General features: G+C 70.3%; 20 protein-coding genes. 12 read left to right on the top strand and 8 right to left on the bottom strand.

The window, feature by feature from the left end:
* The first annotated feature begins 75 nt into the window (after positions 1 to 75).
* From ABTX60_RS22240 to ABTX60_RS22220, 5 genes are all read left to right on the top strand, one after another.
* On the top strand, positions 76 to 741 hold the full coding sequence (locus ABTX60_RS22240) for a hypothetical protein (RefSeq protein ID WP_352098739.1): 666 nt from the start codon (positions 76 to 78) through the stop codon (positions 739 to 741).
* A gap of 18 nt (positions 742 to 759) precedes the next feature.
* Entirely contained in the window at positions 760 to 948 is a 189-nt protein-coding gene (locus ABTX60_RS22235; protein ID WP_352098738.1) for a hypothetical protein, read from the top strand.
* A 184-nt stretch (positions 949 to 1,132) separates the two neighbouring features.
* Positions 1,133 to 1,570 (top strand): BlaI/MecI/CopY family transcriptional regulator, encoded by a 438-nt coding sequence (locus tag ABTX60_RS22230; protein WP_502992369.1) that lies wholly within the window; start codon positions 1,133 to 1,135, stop codon positions 1,568 to 1,570.
* A gap of 9 nt (positions 1,571 to 1,579) precedes the next feature.
* Complete coding sequence (locus ABTX60_RS22225; protein WP_031111859.1) at positions 1,580 to 2,113, top strand: amino-acid N-acetyltransferase; 534 nt, start codon at positions 1,580 to 1,582, stop codon at positions 2,111 to 2,113.
* Between the two features lie 265 nt (positions 2,114 to 2,378).
* Positions 2,379 to 2,714 (top strand): histone-like nucleoid-structuring protein Lsr2, encoded by a 336-nt coding sequence (locus ABTX60_RS22220; protein WP_352098736.1) that lies wholly within the window; start codon positions 2,379 to 2,381, stop codon positions 2,712 to 2,714.
* 9 nt (positions 2,715 to 2,723) lie between these two features.
* On the opposite strand, the gene ABTX60_RS22215 is transcribed toward ABTX60_RS22220, so the two are convergent.
* Entirely contained in the window at positions 2,724 to 3,497 is a 774-nt protein-coding gene (locus tag ABTX60_RS22215) for an SCO3374 family protein (protein ID WP_352098735.1), read from the bottom strand.
* 430 nt (positions 3,498 to 3,927) lie between these two features.
* On the opposite strand from ABTX60_RS22215, the gene ABTX60_RS22210 reads away from it, so the two are divergent.
* A complete protein-coding gene (locus ABTX60_RS22210; protein ID WP_033310344.1) occupies positions 3,928 to 6,453 on the top strand; it encodes an ATP-dependent Clp protease ATP-binding subunit in 2,526 nt (841 codons plus the stop codon).
* 83 nt (positions 6,454 to 6,536) lie between these two features.
* On the opposite strand, the gene ABTX60_RS22205 is transcribed toward ABTX60_RS22210, so the two are convergent.
* Positions 6,537 to 7,169 (bottom strand): HAD family acid phosphatase, encoded by a 633-nt coding sequence (locus tag ABTX60_RS22205; protein WP_352098734.1) that lies wholly within the window; start codon positions 7,167 to 7,169, stop codon positions 6,537 to 6,539.
* A gap of 440 nt (positions 7,170 to 7,609) precedes the next feature.
* Between ABTX60_RS22205 and ABTX60_RS22200 the strand changes: the two genes are divergently transcribed.
* The gene (locus ABTX60_RS22200) at positions 7,610 to 8,308 is read left to right on the top strand and encodes a M23 family metallopeptidase (protein WP_352098733.1); all 699 of its coding nucleotides are present in this window, start codon (positions 7,610 to 7,612) and stop codon (positions 8,306 to 8,308) included.
* Between the two features lie 22 nt (positions 8,309 to 8,330).
* Here the strand turns inward: ABTX60_RS22200 and ABTX60_RS22195 are convergent, their stop codons facing one another.
* Complete coding sequence (locus ABTX60_RS22195) at positions 8,331 to 8,927, bottom strand: TetR/AcrR family transcriptional regulator (RefSeq protein WP_352098732.1); 597 nt, start codon at positions 8,925 to 8,927, stop codon at positions 8,331 to 8,333.
* A 123-nt stretch (positions 8,928 to 9,050) separates the two neighbouring features.
* Between ABTX60_RS22195 and ABTX60_RS22190 the strand changes: the two genes are divergently transcribed.
* The 3 genes from ABTX60_RS22190 (at position 9,051) to ABTX60_RS22180 (ending at position 11,698) form a co-directional block, all read left to right on the top strand.
* Complete coding sequence (locus ABTX60_RS22190) at positions 9,051 to 10,637, top strand: MDR family MFS transporter (RefSeq protein WP_352098731.1); 1,587 nt, start codon at positions 9,051 to 9,053, stop codon at positions 10,635 to 10,637.
* 114 nt (positions 10,638 to 10,751) lie between these two features.
* Entirely contained in the window at positions 10,752 to 11,186 is a 435-nt protein-coding gene (locus tag ABTX60_RS22185) for a helix-turn-helix transcriptional regulator (protein WP_352098730.1), read from the top strand.
* Between the two features lie 65 nt (positions 11,187 to 11,251).
* Positions 11,252 to 11,698 (top strand): VOC family protein, encoded by a 447-nt coding sequence (locus tag ABTX60_RS22180; protein ID WP_352098729.1) that lies wholly within the window; start codon positions 11,252 to 11,254, stop codon positions 11,696 to 11,698.
* A 37-nt stretch (positions 11,699 to 11,735) separates the two neighbouring features.
* Here ABTX60_RS22180 and cseC read toward each other — a convergent pair whose 3' ends face one another.
* From cseC to ABTX60_RS22155, 5 genes are all read right to left on the bottom strand, one after another.
* Positions 11,736 to 13,085, bottom strand: a complete 1,350-nt coding sequence (cseC, locus tag ABTX60_RS22175) for a two-component system sensor histidine kinase CseC (protein WP_352098728.1) — start codon at positions 13,083 to 13,085, stop codon at positions 11,736 to 11,738.
* Positions 13,086 to 13,099: 14 nt separating this feature from the next.
* Positions 13,100 to 13,801: a two-component system response regulator CseB gene (cseB, locus tag ABTX60_RS22170; RefSeq protein WP_352098727.1), complete on the bottom strand. Its 702-nt coding sequence runs from the start codon at positions 13,799 to 13,801 to the stop codon at positions 13,100 to 13,102.
* A 166-nt stretch (positions 13,802 to 13,967) separates the two neighbouring features.
* On the bottom strand, positions 13,968 to 14,621 hold the full coding sequence (locus tag ABTX60_RS22165) for a hypothetical protein (protein WP_352098726.1): 654 nt from the start codon (positions 14,619 to 14,621) through the stop codon (positions 13,968 to 13,970).
* Complete coding sequence (locus tag ABTX60_RS22160; RefSeq protein ID WP_030251439.1) at positions 14,609 to 15,148, bottom strand: SigE family RNA polymerase sigma factor; 540 nt, start codon at positions 15,146 to 15,148, stop codon at positions 14,609 to 14,611. The genes ABTX60_RS22165 and ABTX60_RS22160 overlap by 13 nt, the downstream gene beginning before the upstream one ends.
* A 283-nt stretch (positions 15,149 to 15,431) precedes the next feature.
* Positions 15,432 to 16,382, bottom strand: coding sequence for an HhH-GPD family protein (locus tag ABTX60_RS22155; RefSeq protein ID WP_352098725.1), 951 nt, complete (start codon positions 16,380 to 16,382; stop codon positions 15,432 to 15,434).
* Between the two features lie 118 nt (positions 16,383 to 16,500).
* Between ABTX60_RS22155 and ABTX60_RS22150 the strand changes: the two genes are divergently transcribed.
* Positions 16,501 to 18,072 (top strand): sensor histidine kinase, encoded by a 1,572-nt coding sequence (locus ABTX60_RS22150; protein WP_352098724.1) that lies wholly within the window; start codon positions 16,501 to 16,503, stop codon positions 18,070 to 18,072.
* Positions 18,073 to 18,128: 56 nt separating this feature from the next.
* Positions 18,129 to 18,752 carry a response regulator gene (locus tag ABTX60_RS22145; protein ID WP_352098871.1) on the top strand — a complete coding sequence of 208 codons (624 nt, stop codon included), beginning with the start codon at positions 18,129 to 18,131 and terminating at the stop codon, positions 18,750 to 18,752.
* Positions 18,753 to 18,834: the final 82 nt, after the last annotated feature.

Here is an 18,834-nt window from a genome sequence, read left to right as displayed (position 1 = left end):
GGCGAGACGAGTGGTCCCCCACGCCACACCCGCCCCCTATGCGCAATTTGTCTGATTAGCGCGTATCGTCGCCGCATGCCCACGCCATACGGATCCCGCGGCGGCATGGCGTTCGGCGTGGAGGAGCTGCGTGTGCTCCGCCGCGCTCTCGCCCTCGCCCTCCACCCCACCCCCGCCTCGGCCGACGACGTCCAGGACTGTCTCCGTCTCGCAGAGTCGCTCGACGAGGCGCTGCGGGAGGGGGCCAGGCTGCGCGCCTTCCTCGTGGCCGACCTGGGCCGGTACCGCGCCGCCCTCCCCGGCACCGCCGCCGGCTACCTCGCACTCCTCGACGAGGCCCTGGGTGCCGGTTACCGCCCCCTCCCCGACGACGTCGCCGCCCTGCGCGCCCTGCGCGGCAATCCCGCCGCAGCGGCCCTCCTGGACCGCTGCACGACCGCCCCGGTGGCCGCCGTGCCCGCCCCGGTGGCCGCCGTTCCCGGCTCCCGCTCCCGCACCGGCACCCGTCTCCTGGTGATCCCCGGTGGCCGCCGTGCCCCCGGTGACGCCGCTGCGGACGGCCCGGAGAAGCAGCCCGAGAAGAAGCCCGCACGCAAGCCGGCGCCTCCCAAGCCCGCCCCGGCCCCCGCCCCCGGCACCCCCAAGCCCTCCCGCCCGATCCCCACCCCGGGCGAGGTCTTCCCGCGCCGCAAGCCGGCCCCGCCACCACCGGCGAACCCCCAGCAGCTCGCCGCGGGCTGACGTGGCTACCCTGGATCCATGGACTACGTCTCCGCGCTGCTGCCCCCGGCCGTCATGGCCGTCTTCTTCATCGGCGTGATCCGGGTGATCGTGAAGACCCAGGGCGGCGCCAACAAGGCCAAGGAGGACGCGGCCGTGGACGCCGCCCTCGCGCGCGTGGAGGGCGCCCACCAGTCCGGCACGGCGCCCTCGAAGACCGACGCCTGACCCACCCCCTTCCGAGGGCGTACGACTCGGCGGACCCGCACCCCGCGGCGCCCGCGCTTCCGAGCCGTACGCCCTTTTTGTTCCCGTTCGCCGGTGAAGCGCACGTCCGCCACGCCATTACCGGGATCTCCCACTATTGTTCTGAGCTGTGCCTCGCCCATTGGGAGAACTCGAAGACGCGGTCATGTCGCGGGTGTGGAAGTGGAACCGCCCGGTGACCGTTCGAGAAGTCCTGGAAGATCTTCAGAAGGAGCGGTCCATCGCGTACACCACCGTGATGACCGTTTTGGACAATCTCCATCAGAAGGGCTGGGTGCGCCGCGAGGCGGAAGGGCGTGCCTATCGATATGAGGCGGTCTCCACCCGCGCCGCCTACGCGGCCGCCCTCATGAACGACGCCTGGTCGCAGAGCGACAACCCCGCCGCCGCTCTCGTCGCCTTCTTCGGCATGATGAGCGAGGAACAACGGCGGTCTCTCAGTGATGCGGTACGGATCGTGCAGGGCCCCGAAACCCAGGAACCGACCGAACCGTCGGAATCCGCGGAACGGGCCGAACGGCCGGAACGCGGGGAAGGCCCCGAGGAGAACCCCGCCTCCGCTCAGGATCCCGGCGGGCGATAGCGTCCCGCCATGTCCGCGAAGAGCCCCGAAGCCACCGCAAAAGCCATCACCGTCCGGCGGGCCCGCACCAGCGATGTCCCGGCCGTGCGCGGCCTCCTCGACGCCTACGTGCGCGGCCGCATCCTGCTCGACAAAGCGACGGTGACGCTTTACGAGGACATCCAGGAGTTCTGGGTCGCGGAACGGGACGACAACGCCGAGGTCGTCGGCTGCGGTGCGCTGCACGTGATGTGGGAAGACCTCGCGGAAGTCCGCACTCTCGCGGTGAAGCCCGGCCTGAAGGGCGCGGGCGTCGGGCACCGGGTGCTGGAGAAGTTGCTCCAGACCGCCCGCTGGCTCGGTGTTCGCCGCGTTTTCTGTCTGACCTTCGAAGTCGACTTCTTCACCAAGCACGGCTTCGTGGAGATCGGCGAGACACCCGTCGACACGGATGTCTACGCGGAGCTGCTGCGTTCCTATGACGAGGGCGTCGCGGAGTTCCTGGGACTCGAACGAGTGAAACCGAACACCTTGGGCAACAGCCGGATGCTTCTGCATCTGTGATCGTCGGGCACTAGCCGGTCGCAAGAGGGCCGGGCGGGTTCGTCAAGGCATATTCCGCAGGGCCGCCCTGCCCCGGTGCCCTATGTCCGAAACGCGCACGTTTCCGGACCGAGCCCGGGCTCCCGGTCTCTGCCGGGGGTTTGTGTTTTTCCGGCAAAAGCGGTTTGCTTTCCGAGGTACTGCAGTACTGCATATAACAGGGGACGGCGATACGGCGGACGCCGGCACACCCCGGGCCCTGAAGATATCGATGAAAGGAAATCCGGTGGCACAGAAGGTTCAGGTCCTTCTTGTCGACGACCTCGACGGTGGCGAGGCGGACGAGACCGTGACGTTCGCGCTGGACGGCAAGACGTACGAGATCGATCTCACCACGTCCAATGCGGACAAGCTCCGTGGCCTTCTCGAGCCTTACGTGAAGGGCGGTCGTCGTACCGGAGGCCGTGCTTCGGGCGGGCGCGGAAAGACGCGCGCGGCTTCGAGCGGCAGCCAGGACACCGCGGCGATCCGCGCCTGGGCGAAGGAGAACGGCTACGAGGTCAACGACCGCGGCCGTGTTCCCGCGACCATCCGCGAGGCTTACGAGAAGGCCAACGGCTGAACAGCGGCACTACCGACCCTGCGCACGCATGGCCGGCGGCTGGGCGCACGCGCGCATCAGCCGGATTCGGTGGCACTGGGTGGCCACCGCGCTCACCAGCCGCACGAGATCGGGGGCGTCCCCAGCGCCCCCCAGCGCCGACAGCGTCGGCAGCGAGGCCTCGACCTCGCATCCCGGCTCGGGGGGCCGCAGCCACACGGCGGCCCCCTGGGAACCGACCCGGCCCGGCCAAGACGGCCGGTCGACGGGAGGACCAGGGTCACAGGGCGGTGACCCGTCCCTGAACGGTGGGTCCGCGCCGCAGGCCGAGAGGGCATCCGCATCCGCCCGCCCGGCGCCCGGCGCGCACGGCTCGCGCGCGAGCAGCGCCGCCCTTTCCTCGTGCGACGCCGGGGGCGACGGCGCCGCCATGCGGCCGCCCGCACCGATCGCCGCCAGATCCAGCGGCAGGCGCCCCCACTCCAGCCACTCCAGCAGCCCGGGAAGTTCCCCGGCGCTGCCCGCGGCCACCAGGAACAGCATCCGGTCGCCGTGCAGGGCGACGGGAGAGCCCGGAGCCCGGCGGCGCAGCGCCGCATGCCCGGCCCGCGCCGGCACGTCCAGGACGTCGTAGCGCACCCCCACCAGCAGCCGCAGGGGATCACCGGGCACCGTCGGCCACTGAAGTTCGTTCTCGTACCACCGCCGGACCTGACCGCTGGTGCCGACCGGGTCCAGCGGCCGGCGGGGGAGCGGAACGAGCGGGGTCGAAGATGCGATCACGGGCTGAGGGGCGCCGAACATGCCAAGTGCAACAGCCGGAAGCACCCCGAGGTTACGCTGGGTGGTGTCGTGTGTGCACACGGTGGCGAATCGGGGGCGCGAAAGGGGTGCGGGGAGGCGCAAGGTTGTTCGCCCGTAGCGGAGGGAACGGGGGCGCTCGGCATGGACTTCCGGTCCCCGCGGGTAAGACATCCCTAGTGGGAGGGGGCGACACGCAGAAAAGGACGTCTCACGTTCGCCATCGGCGTACTGGCGAGTGGGGTATACGCCTGGCCTGCGGGAACATCGTCTCGCACCATCGGGTTGGAGCAGATGTCGGCGTCACGGGTCAGGAGGCCATCGACGGTGTCGGCAGTTGGAATGAGCGGTCCCCGCTTGCGGGACTAAGCTGCGGAAGGACAGGGAGGGGAAGTTCCCCCCACTGCCTGACCGCTCTGAGGAGCGATTAACGATGTTCGAGAGGTTCACCGACCGCGCGCGGCGGGTTGTCGTCCTGGCTCAGGAAGAAGCCCGGATGCTCAACCACAACTACATCGGCACTGAGCACATCCTCCTGGGCCTGATCCACGAGGGTGAAGGTGTCGCCGCCAAGGCCCTTGAGAGCCTCGGGATTTCGCTCGAGGCGGTCCGCCAGCAGGTGGAGGAGATCATCGGCCAGGGCCAGCAGGCCCCGTCCGGCCACATCCCCTTCACCCCCCGTGCCAAGAAGGTCCTGGAGCTGTCGCTCCGCGAGGCCCTTCAGCTGGGCCACAACTACATCGGCACGGAGCACATCCTGCTCGGCCTGATCCGCGAGGGCGAGGGCGTCGCTGCCCAGGTCCTCGTGAAGCTGGGCGCAGATCTCAACCGGGTGCGGCAGCAGGTCATCCAGCTGCTCTCCGGTTACCAGGGCAAGGAGACCGCCGCCGCCGGCGGTCCTGCCGAGGGCACGCCCTCCACGTCCCTGGTCCTCGACCAGTTCGGCCGGAACCTCACCCAGGCCGCTCGTGAGTCCAAGCTCGACCCGGTCATCGGGCGCGAGAAGGAGATCGAGCGGGTCATGCAGGTGCTGTCCCGCCGTACGAAGAACAACCCGGTCCTGATCGGTGAGCCCGGCGTCGGCAAGACCGCCGTCGTCGAGGGCCTCGCCCAGGCCATCGTCAAGGGCGAGGTGCCCGAGACCCTCAAGGACAAGCACCTCTACACCCTGGACCTCGGCGCGCTGGTCGCCGGCTCCCGCTACCGCGGTGACTTCGAGGAGCGCCTGAAGAAGGTGCTCAAGGAGATCCGCACCCGCGGCGACATCATCCTGTTCATCGACGAGCTGCACACGCTGGTCGGTGCGGGTGCCGCCGAGGGCGCCATCGACGCGGCTTCCATCCTGAAGCCGATGCTGGCCCGCGGTGAGCTGCAGACCATCGGTGCGACCACGCTGGACGAGTACCGCAAGCACCTGGAGAAGGACGCCGCCCTGGAGCGCCGCTTCCAGCCCATCCAGGTCGCGGAGCCGTCCCTGCCGCACACGATCGAGATCCTCAAGGGTCTGCGCGACCGGTACGAGGCCCACCACCGCGTCTCCATCACGGACGAGGCGCTGGTCCAGGCCGCCACGCTGGCCGACCGGTACATCTCGGACCGCTTCCTGCCGGACAAGGCGATCGACCTGATCGACGAGGCCGGTTCCCGGATGCGCATCCGCCGGATGACCGCGCCGCCGGACCTGCGCGAGTTCGACGAGAAGATCGCCGGCGTCCGCCGCGACAAGGAGTCCGCGATCGACTCGCAGGACTTCGAGAAGGCCGCCTCCCTGCGCGACAAGGAGAAGCAGCTCCTCGCCGCCAAGGCCAAGCGGGAGAAGGAGTGGAAGGCCGGCGACATGGACGTCGTCGCCGAGGTCGACGGCGAGCTGATCGCCGAGGTCCTCGCGACCGCCACCGGCATCCCGGTCTTCAAGCTGACCGAGGAGGAGTCCTCGCGTCTGCTGCGCATGGAGGACGAGCTCCACAAGCGGGTCATCGGCCAGAACGACGCCGTCAAGGCGCTGTCGAAGGCGATCCGCCGTACGCGTGCCGGTCTGAAGGACCCGAAGCGCCCCGGTGGCTCGTTCATCTTCGCCGGCCCGTCCGGTGTCGGTAAGACCGAGCTGTCCAAGGCGCTCGCCGAGTTCCTCTTCGGCGACGAGGACGCGCTGATCTCCCTCGACATGTCGGAGTTCAGCGAGAAGCACACGGTCTCGCGCCTCTTCGGTTCGCCCCCCGGCTACGTGGGCTACGAGGAGGGCGGCCAGCTCACCGAGAAGGTCCGCCGCAAGCCGTTCTCGGTCGTCCTGTTCGACGAGGTCGAGAAGGCCCACCCGGACATCTTCAACTCGCTGCTGCAGATCCTGGAGGACGGTCGCCTGACCGACTCCCAGGGCCGGGTCGTGGACTTCAAGAACACGGTCATCATCATGACGACCAACCTCGGCACCCGGGACATCTCCAAGGGCTTCAACCTGGGCTTCGCCGCCCAGGGCGACACGAAGTCCAACTACGAGCGCATGAAGAACAAGGTCTCGGACGAGCTCAAGCAGCACTTCCGGCCCGAGTTCCTCAACCGCGTCGACGACGTGGTCGTCTTCCCGCAGCTCAGCCAGGACGACATCCTCAAGATCGTCGACCTGATGATCGACAAGGTGGACGAGCGCCTGAAGGACCGGGACATGGGCATCGAGCTCTCCCAGTCCGCCAAGGAACTGCTGTCCAAGAAGGGCTACGACCCCGTGCTGGGCGCGCGTCCGCTGCGTCGCACCATCCAGCGCGAGATCGAGGACTCGCTGTCGGAGAAGATCCTCTTCGGCGAGCTGCGCCCCGGTCACATCGTGGTCGTCGACACGGAGGGCGAGGGTGAGACCAAGACCTTCACCTTCCGCGGCGAGGAGAAGGCGGCTCTTCCGGACGTCCCGCCGATCGAGCAGGCGGCCGGTGGCACTGGCCCGAACCTGAGCAAGGACGCCTGAGCGTAACGACCCACGGAGAGGGGCCGGTGCTGAACAGCACCGGCCCCTCTCGCATGCCTGCGGGCTGATCCGAACGACAGGCCCTAGGACAGCTGCCCGTCGTAGTCCGGCAGCTTGAACGTCCTCTCGGCGTGGCCGCCCGACAGGTCGGTGGCGCTGTTGCCGATGTTCGCGATGATCGTGTAGCCCTTCTTCTCGACGTCGACGCGCTGGGCCGTCTTGTAGTCGGCGACGTTCTTGAAGAGATCGATGAAGTTGCGGACGTAGAGTCCGGAGACCTGGTAGCCGGTCTGCTTCAGGTTGTACTGGGTGAACGAGGCGATGATGTCCGGCCGGGCCGTCACGAAGAACAGGGCGACGCCGCGCTCCTGTGCGTATCTGGCGGCCTCCAGGACCGGCTTGTTGGCCGGTTGCGGATAGGCGAAGCCGAAGTCCGTCTCCAGTGCCGTGTTGTCGATGTCGAAGACGATCGCCTGCTTCTCGCCCGGCTTCGTGGCCGCGATCCGCTGCTTCAGATAGGGCAGCGCCTGGGCCATCACGGCCTGGCAGTCCTTCTGCCAGGTGCCGTAGTCGACGTCCGCGGCCGTGGCCGTGGCGGTGGCCGTGGAGGCCCGTGCGGCGGTCGCGGCGTCGGCCGGTGCGGCCATCGCCACGAGGGCTGCCGCCGAGACGGCGGTCACTGATGCGCGGCGCAACCAGGGGCGTCGGGTCTGCATGTCGTGGGGGTCCTCTCACGTCCGTGACGCTGCCAACATGTCGTGTGCATGCTCGTGCTCGAGGGTGGCGTGAAGGGAACCGTAGGGTTACCGGACGGTAGGCGCCTAGAGGCCTGCGCCACATTTTCTGAATGGCCGGAGAGGGTCCCCGGTGACATGGCGCACAGGCGATATGTCCGTTACTAGCTGGAATAGTGGATAACGGACCGGGAGAAAAGGGATTCTTTCCCCCTGATGCGAGTGAAAGTGCTGGCTAGTGTCCTGATTCGTCCCGAATGACTGCTCTGTCAAGAGACGTAGAACACTGAACCAAATTACTAACTAGCGTCGTAGATCACGTTTTTGGGCGTTTGTCGGACCTCGGGTTACCAAGGGATGGCCACACGGCGAGCGGTTGTGCGCCGGGTGGTTTTCTCCGTCCCCTTCCATACGAGGTTTCGATGTCCCAGCGCGTCACGTCCCGTTCTTCCCGTACGTCCCAGCTCCGCACCCGTGCGACCGTGCTGGCCGCCGGCCTTGGTGTCTCGGTCGCACTGGGAGCCGGGGTCGCGTCCGCCGCCGACACCACGGCCGCGTCCGGGGCCGCCAGTGCCGTCCAGGCGCAGGCCGCCGCCCAGGCCAAGGTCGCGAAGGCCGAGGCCGTGAAGGCCGAGAAGGCCGCCAAGGCCGCCGCCGCCAAGAAGGCGGCCGAGAAGAAGGCCGCGGCCAAGAAGGCCAAGCCGTCCTGGGTCGACCCGGTGAAGAAGTACACGCTCTCCGCGAGCTTCGCCCAGAACGGCGGCATGTGGGCGCACAAGCACAGCGGCCAGGACTTCGCCGTGCCGAGCGGTACCCAGGTCGTCGCCACCCACGGCGGCACCGTGGTCAAGGCCGGCGGCAACGGCGCCGGTGACGGCCCCGCGTACGGCAACGCCGTCGTCATCAAGCACGGCAACGGCACGTACTCCCAGTACGCCCACCTGTCGAAGGTCGAGGTGCGCGTCGGCCAGATCGTCAAGACCGGCCAGGAGATAGCCAAGTCCGGCAACACCGGCAACTCCAGCGGCCCGCACCTGCACTTCGAGATCCGCACGACCCCGAACTACGGCTCGGCGGTCGACCCGGTGAAGTTCCTGCGCGCCAAGGGCGTGACGGTCTGACCCGTCTGACCGCGCGGGCCGATCAGGAGCCTCCGGCTCCCCGGTGGGCCTGGGTCACCAGGTCCGTGGCGACCTCGAGGACGGCTTTGTTCTTCTCCTCGGGGTCGTCTCCCATGTCCTGGAGCAGGAACATGCCGGCGTGCAGCGTGAAGATCGCACTGGCGCAGCGGACCTGGTCGACCAGGTCCGCGTCCGGGTCGACGATGATGTCGCGCAGGTTGTGGATGCGCTCCTTGAAGGACTCGCCGATCCGCAGGTCGCGTACGGTCGCCTGGTTCTCGTGCATGAAGCGGAACAGCGGTGCCGCCCCGGCGAGCGTGTCGGCGTAGCGGCGGATGATCTCCTGCTTGGTCGCGAGGGTGTGCGGCTGCTGCCGGCCCCACTCGATCAGGTCCTCGATCGGCTGGGTGAGGTCCTCGAAGATGCTGACGAGGATCTCTTCCTTCGTCTTGAAGTGGTAGTAGAGCGCCGCCTTGGTGACCTCCAGGCGCTCCGCGATCTCGCGCAGGGAGGTCTTCTCGTAGCCGTGCTCCGCGAAGAGTTCGAGGGCCACGTCCTGGATGCGCCGGCGGGTGTTCCCGCGGCGCCGCTGCCTGGTGCCGTCCATGGTGCCGCCCATCCTCCTACGCCGTCCGCTTTCCATAAAACTTACTTGACGCCCGGCTAGTTCCGCGGCTAACTTCCGAGTGTAGTCACTAGCCGGTCGACAAGTAAGTAGCGGTAGCTGGGGGAGTGGGAAGCGATGGCGGACAACACGGACACAGCGGCGGCAGACGCCGGCGAGGAGAAACAGCCCAAGAGCGTACGGGTCGTGCTGCTCGCACTGATGATCGCGATGATGCTCGCGATGCTCGACAACATGATCATCGGCACCGCGATGCCGACGATCGTCGGTGAGCTGGGCGGGCTCGAACACCTCTCCTGGGTCGTCACCGCCTACACCCTCGCGACCGCGGCCTCCACTCCGCTCTGGGGCAAGCTCGGCGACATGTACGGACGCAAGGGCACGTTCCTGTCGTCCATCGTGATCTTCCTGATCGGCTCCGCGCTCAGCGGCATGGCCCAGAACATGGGCGAGCTGATCGGCTTCCGCGCGGTGCAGGGCCTCGGCGCCGGCGGTCTGATGGTCGGCGTCATGGCGATCATCGGTGACCTGATCCCGCCCCGGGAGCGCGGCAAGTACCAGGGCATGATGGCCGGTGTCATGGCGCTGGCGATGATCGGAGGCCCGCTGGTCGGCGGCACGATCACCGACAACTGGGGCTGGCGCTGGGCCTTCTACATCAACCTGCCGCTCGGCGTGGTCGCGCTGATCGCCGTCAGTGCCGTGCTGCACCTGCCGAGGAAGCGTTCCAAGGCGCGGATCGACTACCTGGGCGCCGCGCTGCTGACCGTCGGCATCACCGCGATCGTGCTGGTGACGACGTGGGGAGGCACGGAGTACGCGTGGAGCTCCGCGCGGATCATGGAGCTGATCGGCATCGGGGTCGCCGCGCTGGTCGGGTTCGTGTTCTGGCAGACCCGGGCCGCGGAGCCGGTGGTCCCGCTGCACATCTTCCGCAGCCTGAACTTCACGCTGATGTCGGTCATCGGCTTCATCACCGGCTTCGTGATGTTCGGTGCCACGCTCTTCCTGCCGCTGTACCAGCAGTCCGTGCAGGGCGCTTCCGCGACCAACTCCGGGCTGCTGCTCCTGCCGATGCTCGGCGCGATGCTGGTGACCTCGATGGTCGCCGGGCGGGTGACCACGAGCACCGGCAAGTACAAGGTCTTCCCGGTCCTCGGCAGCGCGCTGATGATCGTCGGGCTGTACCTGCTGTCCACGATGGACACCGGCACCTCCCGTCTGACGTCCGGCATCTTCATGGCCGTGGTCGGGCTCGGCATGGGCTGCCTGATGCAGATCACCATGCTGGTCGCCCAGAACAGCGTGGAGATGAAGGACATGGGCGTCGCGTCCTCCTCCACCACGCTCTTCCGCACCCTCGGCTCCTCCTTCGGTGTCGCGATCATGGGCGCGCTGTTCAACAACCGTGTCCAGGACGTCATGAGCGAGCGGGCCGGGGCGCTGGGCTCCAAGGTGACCGAGCAGTCGGCGCAGCTCGACTGGAAGAGTATGCAGAAGCTGCCGGTGCTGGTCCGGGAGGCGTACCAGCACGCGGTCTCCGCCGGCACGCACTCGGCGTTCCTGCTCGGGGCCGTGGTGGCGGTGGTCGCCCTCGTGGCGGCCGTGTTCGTCAAGGAGGTGCCGCTGAAGGGAGCGGGACCCAAGGAGGACGGCAAGCCGGACACCCCGGCGGCGCAGCCGCCCATGGTCGAGGCCGTCTGACCGCACCGTACGAGGCCCCCGGGAGTGTCCGCCCGGGGGCCTCGTCATGCCCGGCCGCGAGATGCCCGGCCGCCGGCGGGGCCGCTGTCAGACCCCCGTGCCACCATCGACCCCATGGACAGGACGCGGCGGATGCGGCTCGCCAAGGACGTCATGGACCGGGACTGGGCGGACCCTGACCTCGACCTGGACACCGTCGCCGCCCACGCCGGGTACTCGCGCTACCACTTCATCCGCGCCTTCAAGGAGGCGTACGGCGAGACCCCCGGCCAGTACCTCACGCACCGCCGGATAGACCGCGCCGAGGACCTGCTGCGCACGGCGAACCTGTCGGTGACGGAGATCTGCCACCTGGTCGGCTTCAGCAGCGTCGGCACGTTCTCGGCGCGCTTCAAGACCTGGACGGGTCTCACCCCCAGCGAGTACCGGACGAAGCACGTGGGCCGGGGAGCCGCCCTCATACCCGGCTGCTACGCCATGCTCTGGGCCGGTGGTTTCCGTCCCGCGCCCGGCGCCGGCGAGCACCGCAATTCCGGAGAAGCGGGCTGACACCCCCGCTGCCTACCGTGGCAGGGCAGGCACCACCGGCCGCAGCGCCAGAGCAGGAGCACGCCATGATCAAGGGACTCGCCATCTCGACCGTCTGGGTCCTCGACCAGGACCGGGCCAAGGAGTTCTACACGGAGAAACTGGGCCTGGAGGTGCGTACGGACATGACCATGGGCGAGGGCGGCATGCGCTGGCTCACGGTCGGCTCGCCGAACCAGCCCGACGTCGAGCTGACGCTGATGGTGCCCGGCGGACCCGCGATGGACCCCGAGTCCGCCGAGATGCTCCGCAAACTGGTGACGAAGGGCGCGCTCGGCGCGGGCGTGCTGACCACCGACGACATCCACGGCGACTACAAGAAGCTCAAGGACAAGGGCGTTGAGTTCCTCCAGGAGCCGCAGGAGCGCCCTTACGGCACGGAGGCGCTGTTCCGCGACGACTCCGGCAACTGGTTCTCGTTCACCCAGCCCCGCCAGGGCGGCCTCGATATGGACCAGGACTGGTCCTGCTGACCACGTCGGTGCGGCCGGCCCCGAAGGCCCGGAAGACTCACGAGCCCGGCAGCATCGGATAGCTCCCGGTGTTCGTCGGCGCGTGCTCCGGCAGCCACAGCACGGCGACCGCGCCCTCGGCCGGCAGATGCTCCGGTGTCCCGGGGGTGCGGATGTTGCGGAAGGTCAGCCGGGCGCCCATCACCCGGGCCTGCCCGGCGGCGATGGTCAGACCGAGTCCGTGGCCCTGCCCGGCCCGGTCCTTGCTGCCCGTGCGGAAGCGGCTCGGCCCCTCGGCGAGCAGGTCCTCGGGAAAGCCGGGGCCGTGGTCGCGCACCCGGATGACCCGGCCCTCGACGCTGACCTCGATGGGCGGCTTGCCGTGCCGGGCCGCGTTGGCCAGGAGGTTGAACAGGACGCGCTCCAGGCGGCGCGGGTCGGTGGTCACCTCCGACTCGTGCACGATGCGCACCTCGATGGCGGGATCCTTGGCCGCCACCCGCCGGGCGACGAACTCCCCCAGCATGAGGTCCTGCAGCTCCGCCCGCTCGGAGGCCCCGTCCAGCCGGGCCACCTCCAGCACGTCCTCGACCAGCGTGCGCATGGCCTTCGCCCGGTCCAGCACCAGCTCGGTGGGGCGCCCGGGCGGCAGCAGTTCCGCGGCGGTCAGCAGCCCGGTCACCGGGGTGCGCAGCTCGTGCGCGATGTCGGCGGTGACCCGCCGCTCGGCCTCGATGCGCTGCCGCAGCGCGTCCGCCATGGCGTCCACCGCGCTGGCCAGGTCGTCGGTCTCGTCCCGCACGACCCCGCCCATGGCGTCCCGCACGCGCACGTCCGTCTCGCCGCCGGCGAGCTGGCCGGCCGCGATGGCGGCCTTGCGCAGCCGCCGCGAGAGATGCCCGCCGATCAGCACCCCGAGCGCGCTGCCGCCGAGGACGACCGCGATGGACCCGATGAGCAGGGCCTGGTCGAGGTCCTGGAGGATGTCCGAGCTGCGGTCGGTGAAGCCCGAGTGCAGCGACATCACCTGCCCGTTCTTCAGCGGCACGGCGGCCCATATGTCGGGCACGTCACCCGGCCGGTCCGCCACGTACGTCGCCCGCCGGCCCGCCTCGACCCGCTCCCGCAGCGCATGCGGCAGATCCGGGTCGTTGATCTTGGTGTTGGGGAAGTTCATCCGCCCGGACAACTCGAAGTTGCGCTGGGCGATCATGATCCGTTCGTCGGCGAGATCGCGCGCGTTGTCCAGCATCGAGACCCGGGCGGCGTTGTGCACCACGAGGCTCAGCGCGATCGCCACCAGCGCGCCCACCAGGGCGATGGCGGCGCTCAGCTTCCATCTGAGGCCCGTGCGGATGCCCGCACGCTCCAAGCCCGCGGCGACCAGGCGCCGGAAGTGCCCCCTCATACCCCTGCCCCTGCTCAGGCCTTCAACTTGTAGCCGAAGCCACGGACCGTCTCGATCCGGTCCTGGCCGATCTTCTGCCGCAACCGCTGCACATGCACGTCGACGACGCGGGTGTCCCCGCCCCAGCCGTAGTCCCACACCCGTTCCAGCAGCTTGTCGCGGGAGAGCACCGTGCCCGGAGCGGAGGAGAACTCCAGCAGCAGCCGCATCTCGGTCGGCGTCAGCGCCACCGGCTGCCCGGCGCGCCGGACCTCCATGCCCTCGGTGTCGACCTCCAGGTCCCCGAAGGCCAGGATTCCGCCGCTCGCCGGGGCGGCCGGCTCCTCGCTGCGGCCGCCGCCCGCGTGCCCGAAGCGGCGCAGCACCGCGCGGATCCGGGCGACCAGGACGGCACCGTCGAACGGCTTGGTCACATAGTCGTCGGCGCCCGCCTCCAGGCCCAGCACGACGTCGATGGAGTCGGCCCGGGCCGACAGCATGATCACCGGTACGGTCGACTCGTCCCGGATCCGTCGGCACAGGCTGACCCCGTCGAGGCCGGGCACCATGACGTCGAGCAGCGCGATGTCGGGGCGGTCCGCCCGGAACGCCTCCAGACCCGACAGCCCGTCGGGCATGGCGGTGACCACGAAGCCGTCCCGTTCCAGGGCGAGCTGCGTGGCCTCACGGATGACGTCGTCGTCCTCGACGAACAGGACGTGGGTCTGGTCTGCCATCCCGGTGCTCTCTGTCCTCTGTGGTTCGTGGGGGTGCGTTCCACATTAGGGACGCGCGTTCGGTTGTTGAGGATGCGTTCTACTGGTGGGACGCACGGTCCCCGTGATGCGTTCACCCAAGGATCGGCCCACGTGCCCCGATCGGTTCACGCGGCCCCCGCCCGCGTCAGCTCGACGGCACCGGCGTCGCGCTGTCGCCGGCGACCTTCCCGTAGTCGTTGTGCGTGCGGTACTTCTCGGCGAAGCGGCCGGAGGTCCATCTGTACGTGATCACGTTCTCCCCGGACGGGCTCGACACCGGGTCACCCTTGTCGTACACCTGCTTGGTCACCACCAGGTCGCCGCGGTCGATCTCCGCGTAGACCGGCGGCTCCTCGGACGTGAACACGTTCTCGTACGCGCCGCCCTGCTCGCGGTACACGTAACTGCCGACGCCCACCGCGTCACCGCAGGTCAGCACGTTGACGACGACGTCGTCCGCGGAGCCTCCGGTCAGATTGCCGTAGGAGACGTCGACCGGGTACTCGTTGGCCACGCACGGCTTCAGCTCGCGCTTCACCTCGGGCGCGACCTTCGGGTCGTCCTTGACGAGCTTGACCGCGTTCACGGCGTCGGGCGACTTCGACGGTGCGGCGGACGGCGTCGCGGCGGCGCCCGCCACCGAGTCGGCGTGCGCCGGGCCCTCGTCACGGGCGCCGGTGCCGCCGGCACCGCACCCGGACACCAAAAGGGCGATGGCGGTGGGCACGGCCAGGGCCGTGCTCACCGCCTGGATACTGCCCCGGGTCCGTGCAGAACCCTCGCCGGTCAGGCCGCGCACCGCTCCCGCTCCTCACGCTCCAGCGCGCGTGCGTCCAGGTCGCGGGACTCCAGCTCCTCGCGGAGCCGGGCGAGCGCCCGGTGCAGCGTGCTCTTGACCGTTCCGGCCGACATGCCGAGGGCGGCGGCCGTCTCCTCCGTGGACATCTGCTCCCAGTGTCGCAGCACCACGACACTGCGCTGCTTCGGGGCGAGGACCTTCAGGATGTCCATGAGCAGAGCGCGGTCCGCGTGCTGCTCGGTGGCGTCGTCGACCGAGGCGTCCGGGAGCTGCTCGGTCGGGACCTCCTCCAGCTTCCGCGCCCGCCACCACTCCGTGCGGGTGTTGATCATCACCCGGCGCAGATAGGCGTCGGCCAGCCGCTTGTCCTCGATGGTCTCCCACCGGCCGTACGTCCGTACCAGCGCCGTCTGCAGCAGGTCCTGCGCGTCCGTCGGGTCCGGGACCAGGCGGCGGGCACTGCGCAGCAGCGCGTCCTGCCGGGTGCGGACGTACTCCTCGAACTCGAGCACCTCGCCCTGCGCCATGGTGAACCGCCTCCCGTTTCCCCGTTTCGGGCCGGCTCCCGCCGCCCGTGCACTGCCTGTGGTCCTCAGTCGTCCCGTGTCTTCCGGGAACGCATCTGAAGGTACGGAGGCGTTGTCACGGCGCTGTCCGAAGCAGCCTGCGGCCAGCGCTCGGCTGTCCGTCGGTTGTGTAACGGAAGTCCGAACGAGGCAGGGCGGTGGGGGTGTTGAGGCGGATTAGGGGTGATTTGTCCACCCCGTCTCCGTTACGCGCGACGATCCGCGGCTGTGACGTGTCTGTACGTCAGGTGAGCGGCAGCCGGTAGGAACCGCCCGCCAGCGGCTCCACCAGACCGTCGGCGACGAGACCGTCGAGGGCGCGGGCCCGCTGCACCGGCTCGTGCCACACCCGGTCCAGGGCCGCCTGCGGGACGGGCCCGGGGGCCTCCCGCAGCACGGCGAGCAGCCGCCCGCGCACCTGACGGTCGGTGCCCGCGTAGGTCTGCCCCTTGCGCGGCGGACCGTCGTGCTCCGGCTTGCCCGCCAGCCGCCACGCGCACTGCGCGGCGATCGGGCAACGGTGGCACGACTCGCTCTTCGCCGTGCACACCAGCGCGCCCAGCTCCATGGAGGCGGCAGCCCAGCGGGCGGCGGTCGGCTCGTCCTCGGGCAGCAGCGCGCGGGCCAGCCTGCGCTCGGCGGCGGTGGTGGCGTTCGGCGGGTACTGCACGCCGGTGACCGCGCGGGCGAAGACCCGGCGCACGTTGGTGTCCAGCACCGGGTGCCGCTGCCCGTAGGCGAAGGACGCGACGGCGGCGGCCGTGTACTCGCCGATGCCGGGCAGCGCCAGCAGCTGGGCGTGGTCGGCCGGTACGTCACCGCCGTGCCGTTCCGTTATGGCGACGGCGGCGCCGTGCAGCCGCAGAGCGCGGCGGGGGTAACCGAGCCGCCCCCAGGCACGGACGGCCTCGCCGGGCGCCTCCCTGGCCAGGTCGGCCGGGCGCGGCCAGCGCTCCAGCCACTGTTCGTAGACGGGCAGCACACGGCTCACCGGCGTCTGCTGCAGCATGAACTCGCTGACCATCACCCCCCACGCCCCGGCCTCGGGGCGCCGCCACGGCAGGTCACGGGCGTGTTCGCCGAACCAGTCGATGACGGGGGAGTGCAGGTTCCCTCCGAGGGCCGGGCCGGAGGGGGTGCTGGAGAGGGTGGACAAGGCGGCGGTGGGGTGCGGGGGTTTCGTGGGAGCAGTCATGGCCTCTCGATGGTGCCACGCAGAGGCCCCTCTTCGGGCATACCGCCACCCCTGAAGAGACAGCTACCTGACGATCGACAGCAGTGCGGGCGGGTCGGGCGCTTGTAGCGTCAGGCGCATGGAACGTCCTGGCCCGGCCTCTGTCGCCCGTGGTGCCCTCCTCTGGGCCGCATTCGCCGTCCCGGCGCTCGCGGCGGACCGGGTCGGGCTGAACGAGCCACGGCCGGGCTGGCAGCAGGCGGTCGGTGTGGTCGTGCTGGCAGGGGCCGCCGTCGTGTCCCGGCGGCTTCCTCTGGTTGCCCTCGGGCTGGTGGCAGCCTTGAGCCTCGCCGCCGCTCCGGCCCTGTTCACCGTCTCCTACGGCCCCGCCCTCGGCATGTGCGCACTGCTGCTCGGGCTGCGGGCGGGCCGCGCACGCCCGGCCCTGGTGGGCTTCGCGGCCATCGGCTGCGTGGGCGCCGCGCGAAGCGCGCTCGTCGGCGTCGACCCGGCCCCCGAGTGCTTCGTCATGACAGGCACGCTGCTCTTCGGCTGTGTCTTTCCCTGGCTCGGCGGGCGCTATTGGCGGCAGAGCCGTGAGCTGGCCGAGGCAGGGTGGCTGCGTGCCGCCCGACTGGAGGACGAGGCCCGCTTCGCCGAGGAGCGCGCCCGGCTGCGCGAACGGGCCCGGATCGCCCAGGACATGCATGATTCCCTCGGCCACGAGCTGAGCCTCATCGCCCTGCGCGCGGGTGCCCTCCAGGTCGCCCACGGCCTCGGCGACGAACACCGGGCCGCGGTGGCCGACCTGCGTGCGGCCGCCGCCGACGCCACCGATCGGCTGCACCGCATCATCGGTGTTCTACGCGAGGACGACGAGCCGGTGCCGTTGACTCCGGCAGGCGAGACCCTGGAGCAACTCGTCGCCCGCGCCGCTGACTCGGGCCTCCCCGTGCGCTGGGAGCCCGCCGGACACGACCCGCCCACGGACCCCGGCGACGTCGCCGAGCGGCTGCTGCACCGCGTGACCCGGGAGGCACTGACCAACGCGGCACGGCACGCGCCGGGCGCTCCCGTGGTCGTGGCGGTCACCGGACGCGAGGCGGGCACCGCCGTCGCCATCACCAGTGGCCGGGCGACACAGGACGGTTCCCCGCCTTCCGGAGGCGGTACGGGCCTGCTCGGGCTGCGGGCCGCAGTGACCTCGGTCGGCGGGGAGTTCGAGGCGGGCCGGCACGCGGAGGGCTTCCGGGTGCGGGCGTACGTCCCCCGGCAGCGGACCGCCGTCACACCTCCGCGCCCCGCCCGGGCGCCGTTCACCCAGGTCCGCCGCCGGGTCGCCATCGGCCTCGGCACCGCGGCCGGCGTGGGCGCCGCACTCGTCGGCGCCGCCTTCGGCTGGTACGCATACGCCGAGACGCACTCGGTGCTCGAACCGGCCGCGTACACGGAACTGCGCCTGGGCGCCCCGATGGCCGAGGTCGAACGCGTGCTGCCCGATCGCGATGTGAACGACCCACCCGAGGACCGGGCTCCCGCTCCGCCCGGGGGAGCGGAGTGCCGCTACTACCGCGCGAGCGGCGAACTGTTCGTCTCCGTGGACCACTTCAGACTGTGCTTCGATGCCGGGCGGCTGGTCGCCAAGGACGTGGTTCCCGGGGCCGGGATGTCAGGCGAAGGCCGGGAAGAGTACGAGGAGTTCGCACGGTGAGCACAGGAGACGCGAGCAGGCCACCGATCCGGGTGCTGCTGGCCGACGACGAGGCGATGGTCCGGGCCGGGGTGCGCGCCATCCTGGGCAGTGGCGGAGGGACGGAGGTCGTCGCCGAGGCGGGCGACGGGCGCGAAGCGGTCGAGCTGGCCCGCGCGCACCGCCCGGACGTCGCCCTGCTGGACATCCGCATGCCCCGCCTGGACGGCCTCGGGGCGGCGGAGGAGATCGTGCGGTCCGTGCCCGGAACGGCCGTCGCGATGCTCACCACCTTCTCCGAGGGCGCCTACGTGACCCGCGCCCTCGGCGGTGGCGCCACCGGCTTCCTGCTGAAGTCCGGAGATCCGTACGAACTGCTGGCGGGAGTGCGGGCGGTCGCCGCAGGCGCCGCGTTTCTCTCGCCCAAGGTGGCCTGGTACGTCATCGCCGAGGGCCTCGGCGGCGGGCGCCTCACCCGCGAGGCCCGGGCACGCGCGCGGGTGGCGATCCTGAGCCCTCGTGAGCGCGAGGTGCTCGGCCTGGTCGGCGCGGGCCTGTCCAACCCGGAGATCGCCGCCCGGCTGCACCTGGTCGAGGGCACGGTGAAGGCCTACGTCAGCGCGGTCCTGGACCGGCTGGACGTACGCAACCGGGTGCAGGCGGCGATCGTGGCGTACGAGGCGGGGCTGGTGGAGCCATGACCGGCCGCGGCCGCAGTGCCCGTCGGTGGACGACCAACGACCGGCCGGCGGTGCGGGTGCGCACCGCTCGACGACACGCACA

The sequence above is a fragment of the Streptomyces sp. NPDC126510 genome, assembly GCF_040302345.1.
Taxonomy (GTDB): Bacteria; Actinomycetota; Actinomycetes; order Streptomycetales; family Streptomycetaceae; genus Streptomyces.
This window is presented reverse-complemented; position numbering and strand designations above follow the sequence as displayed.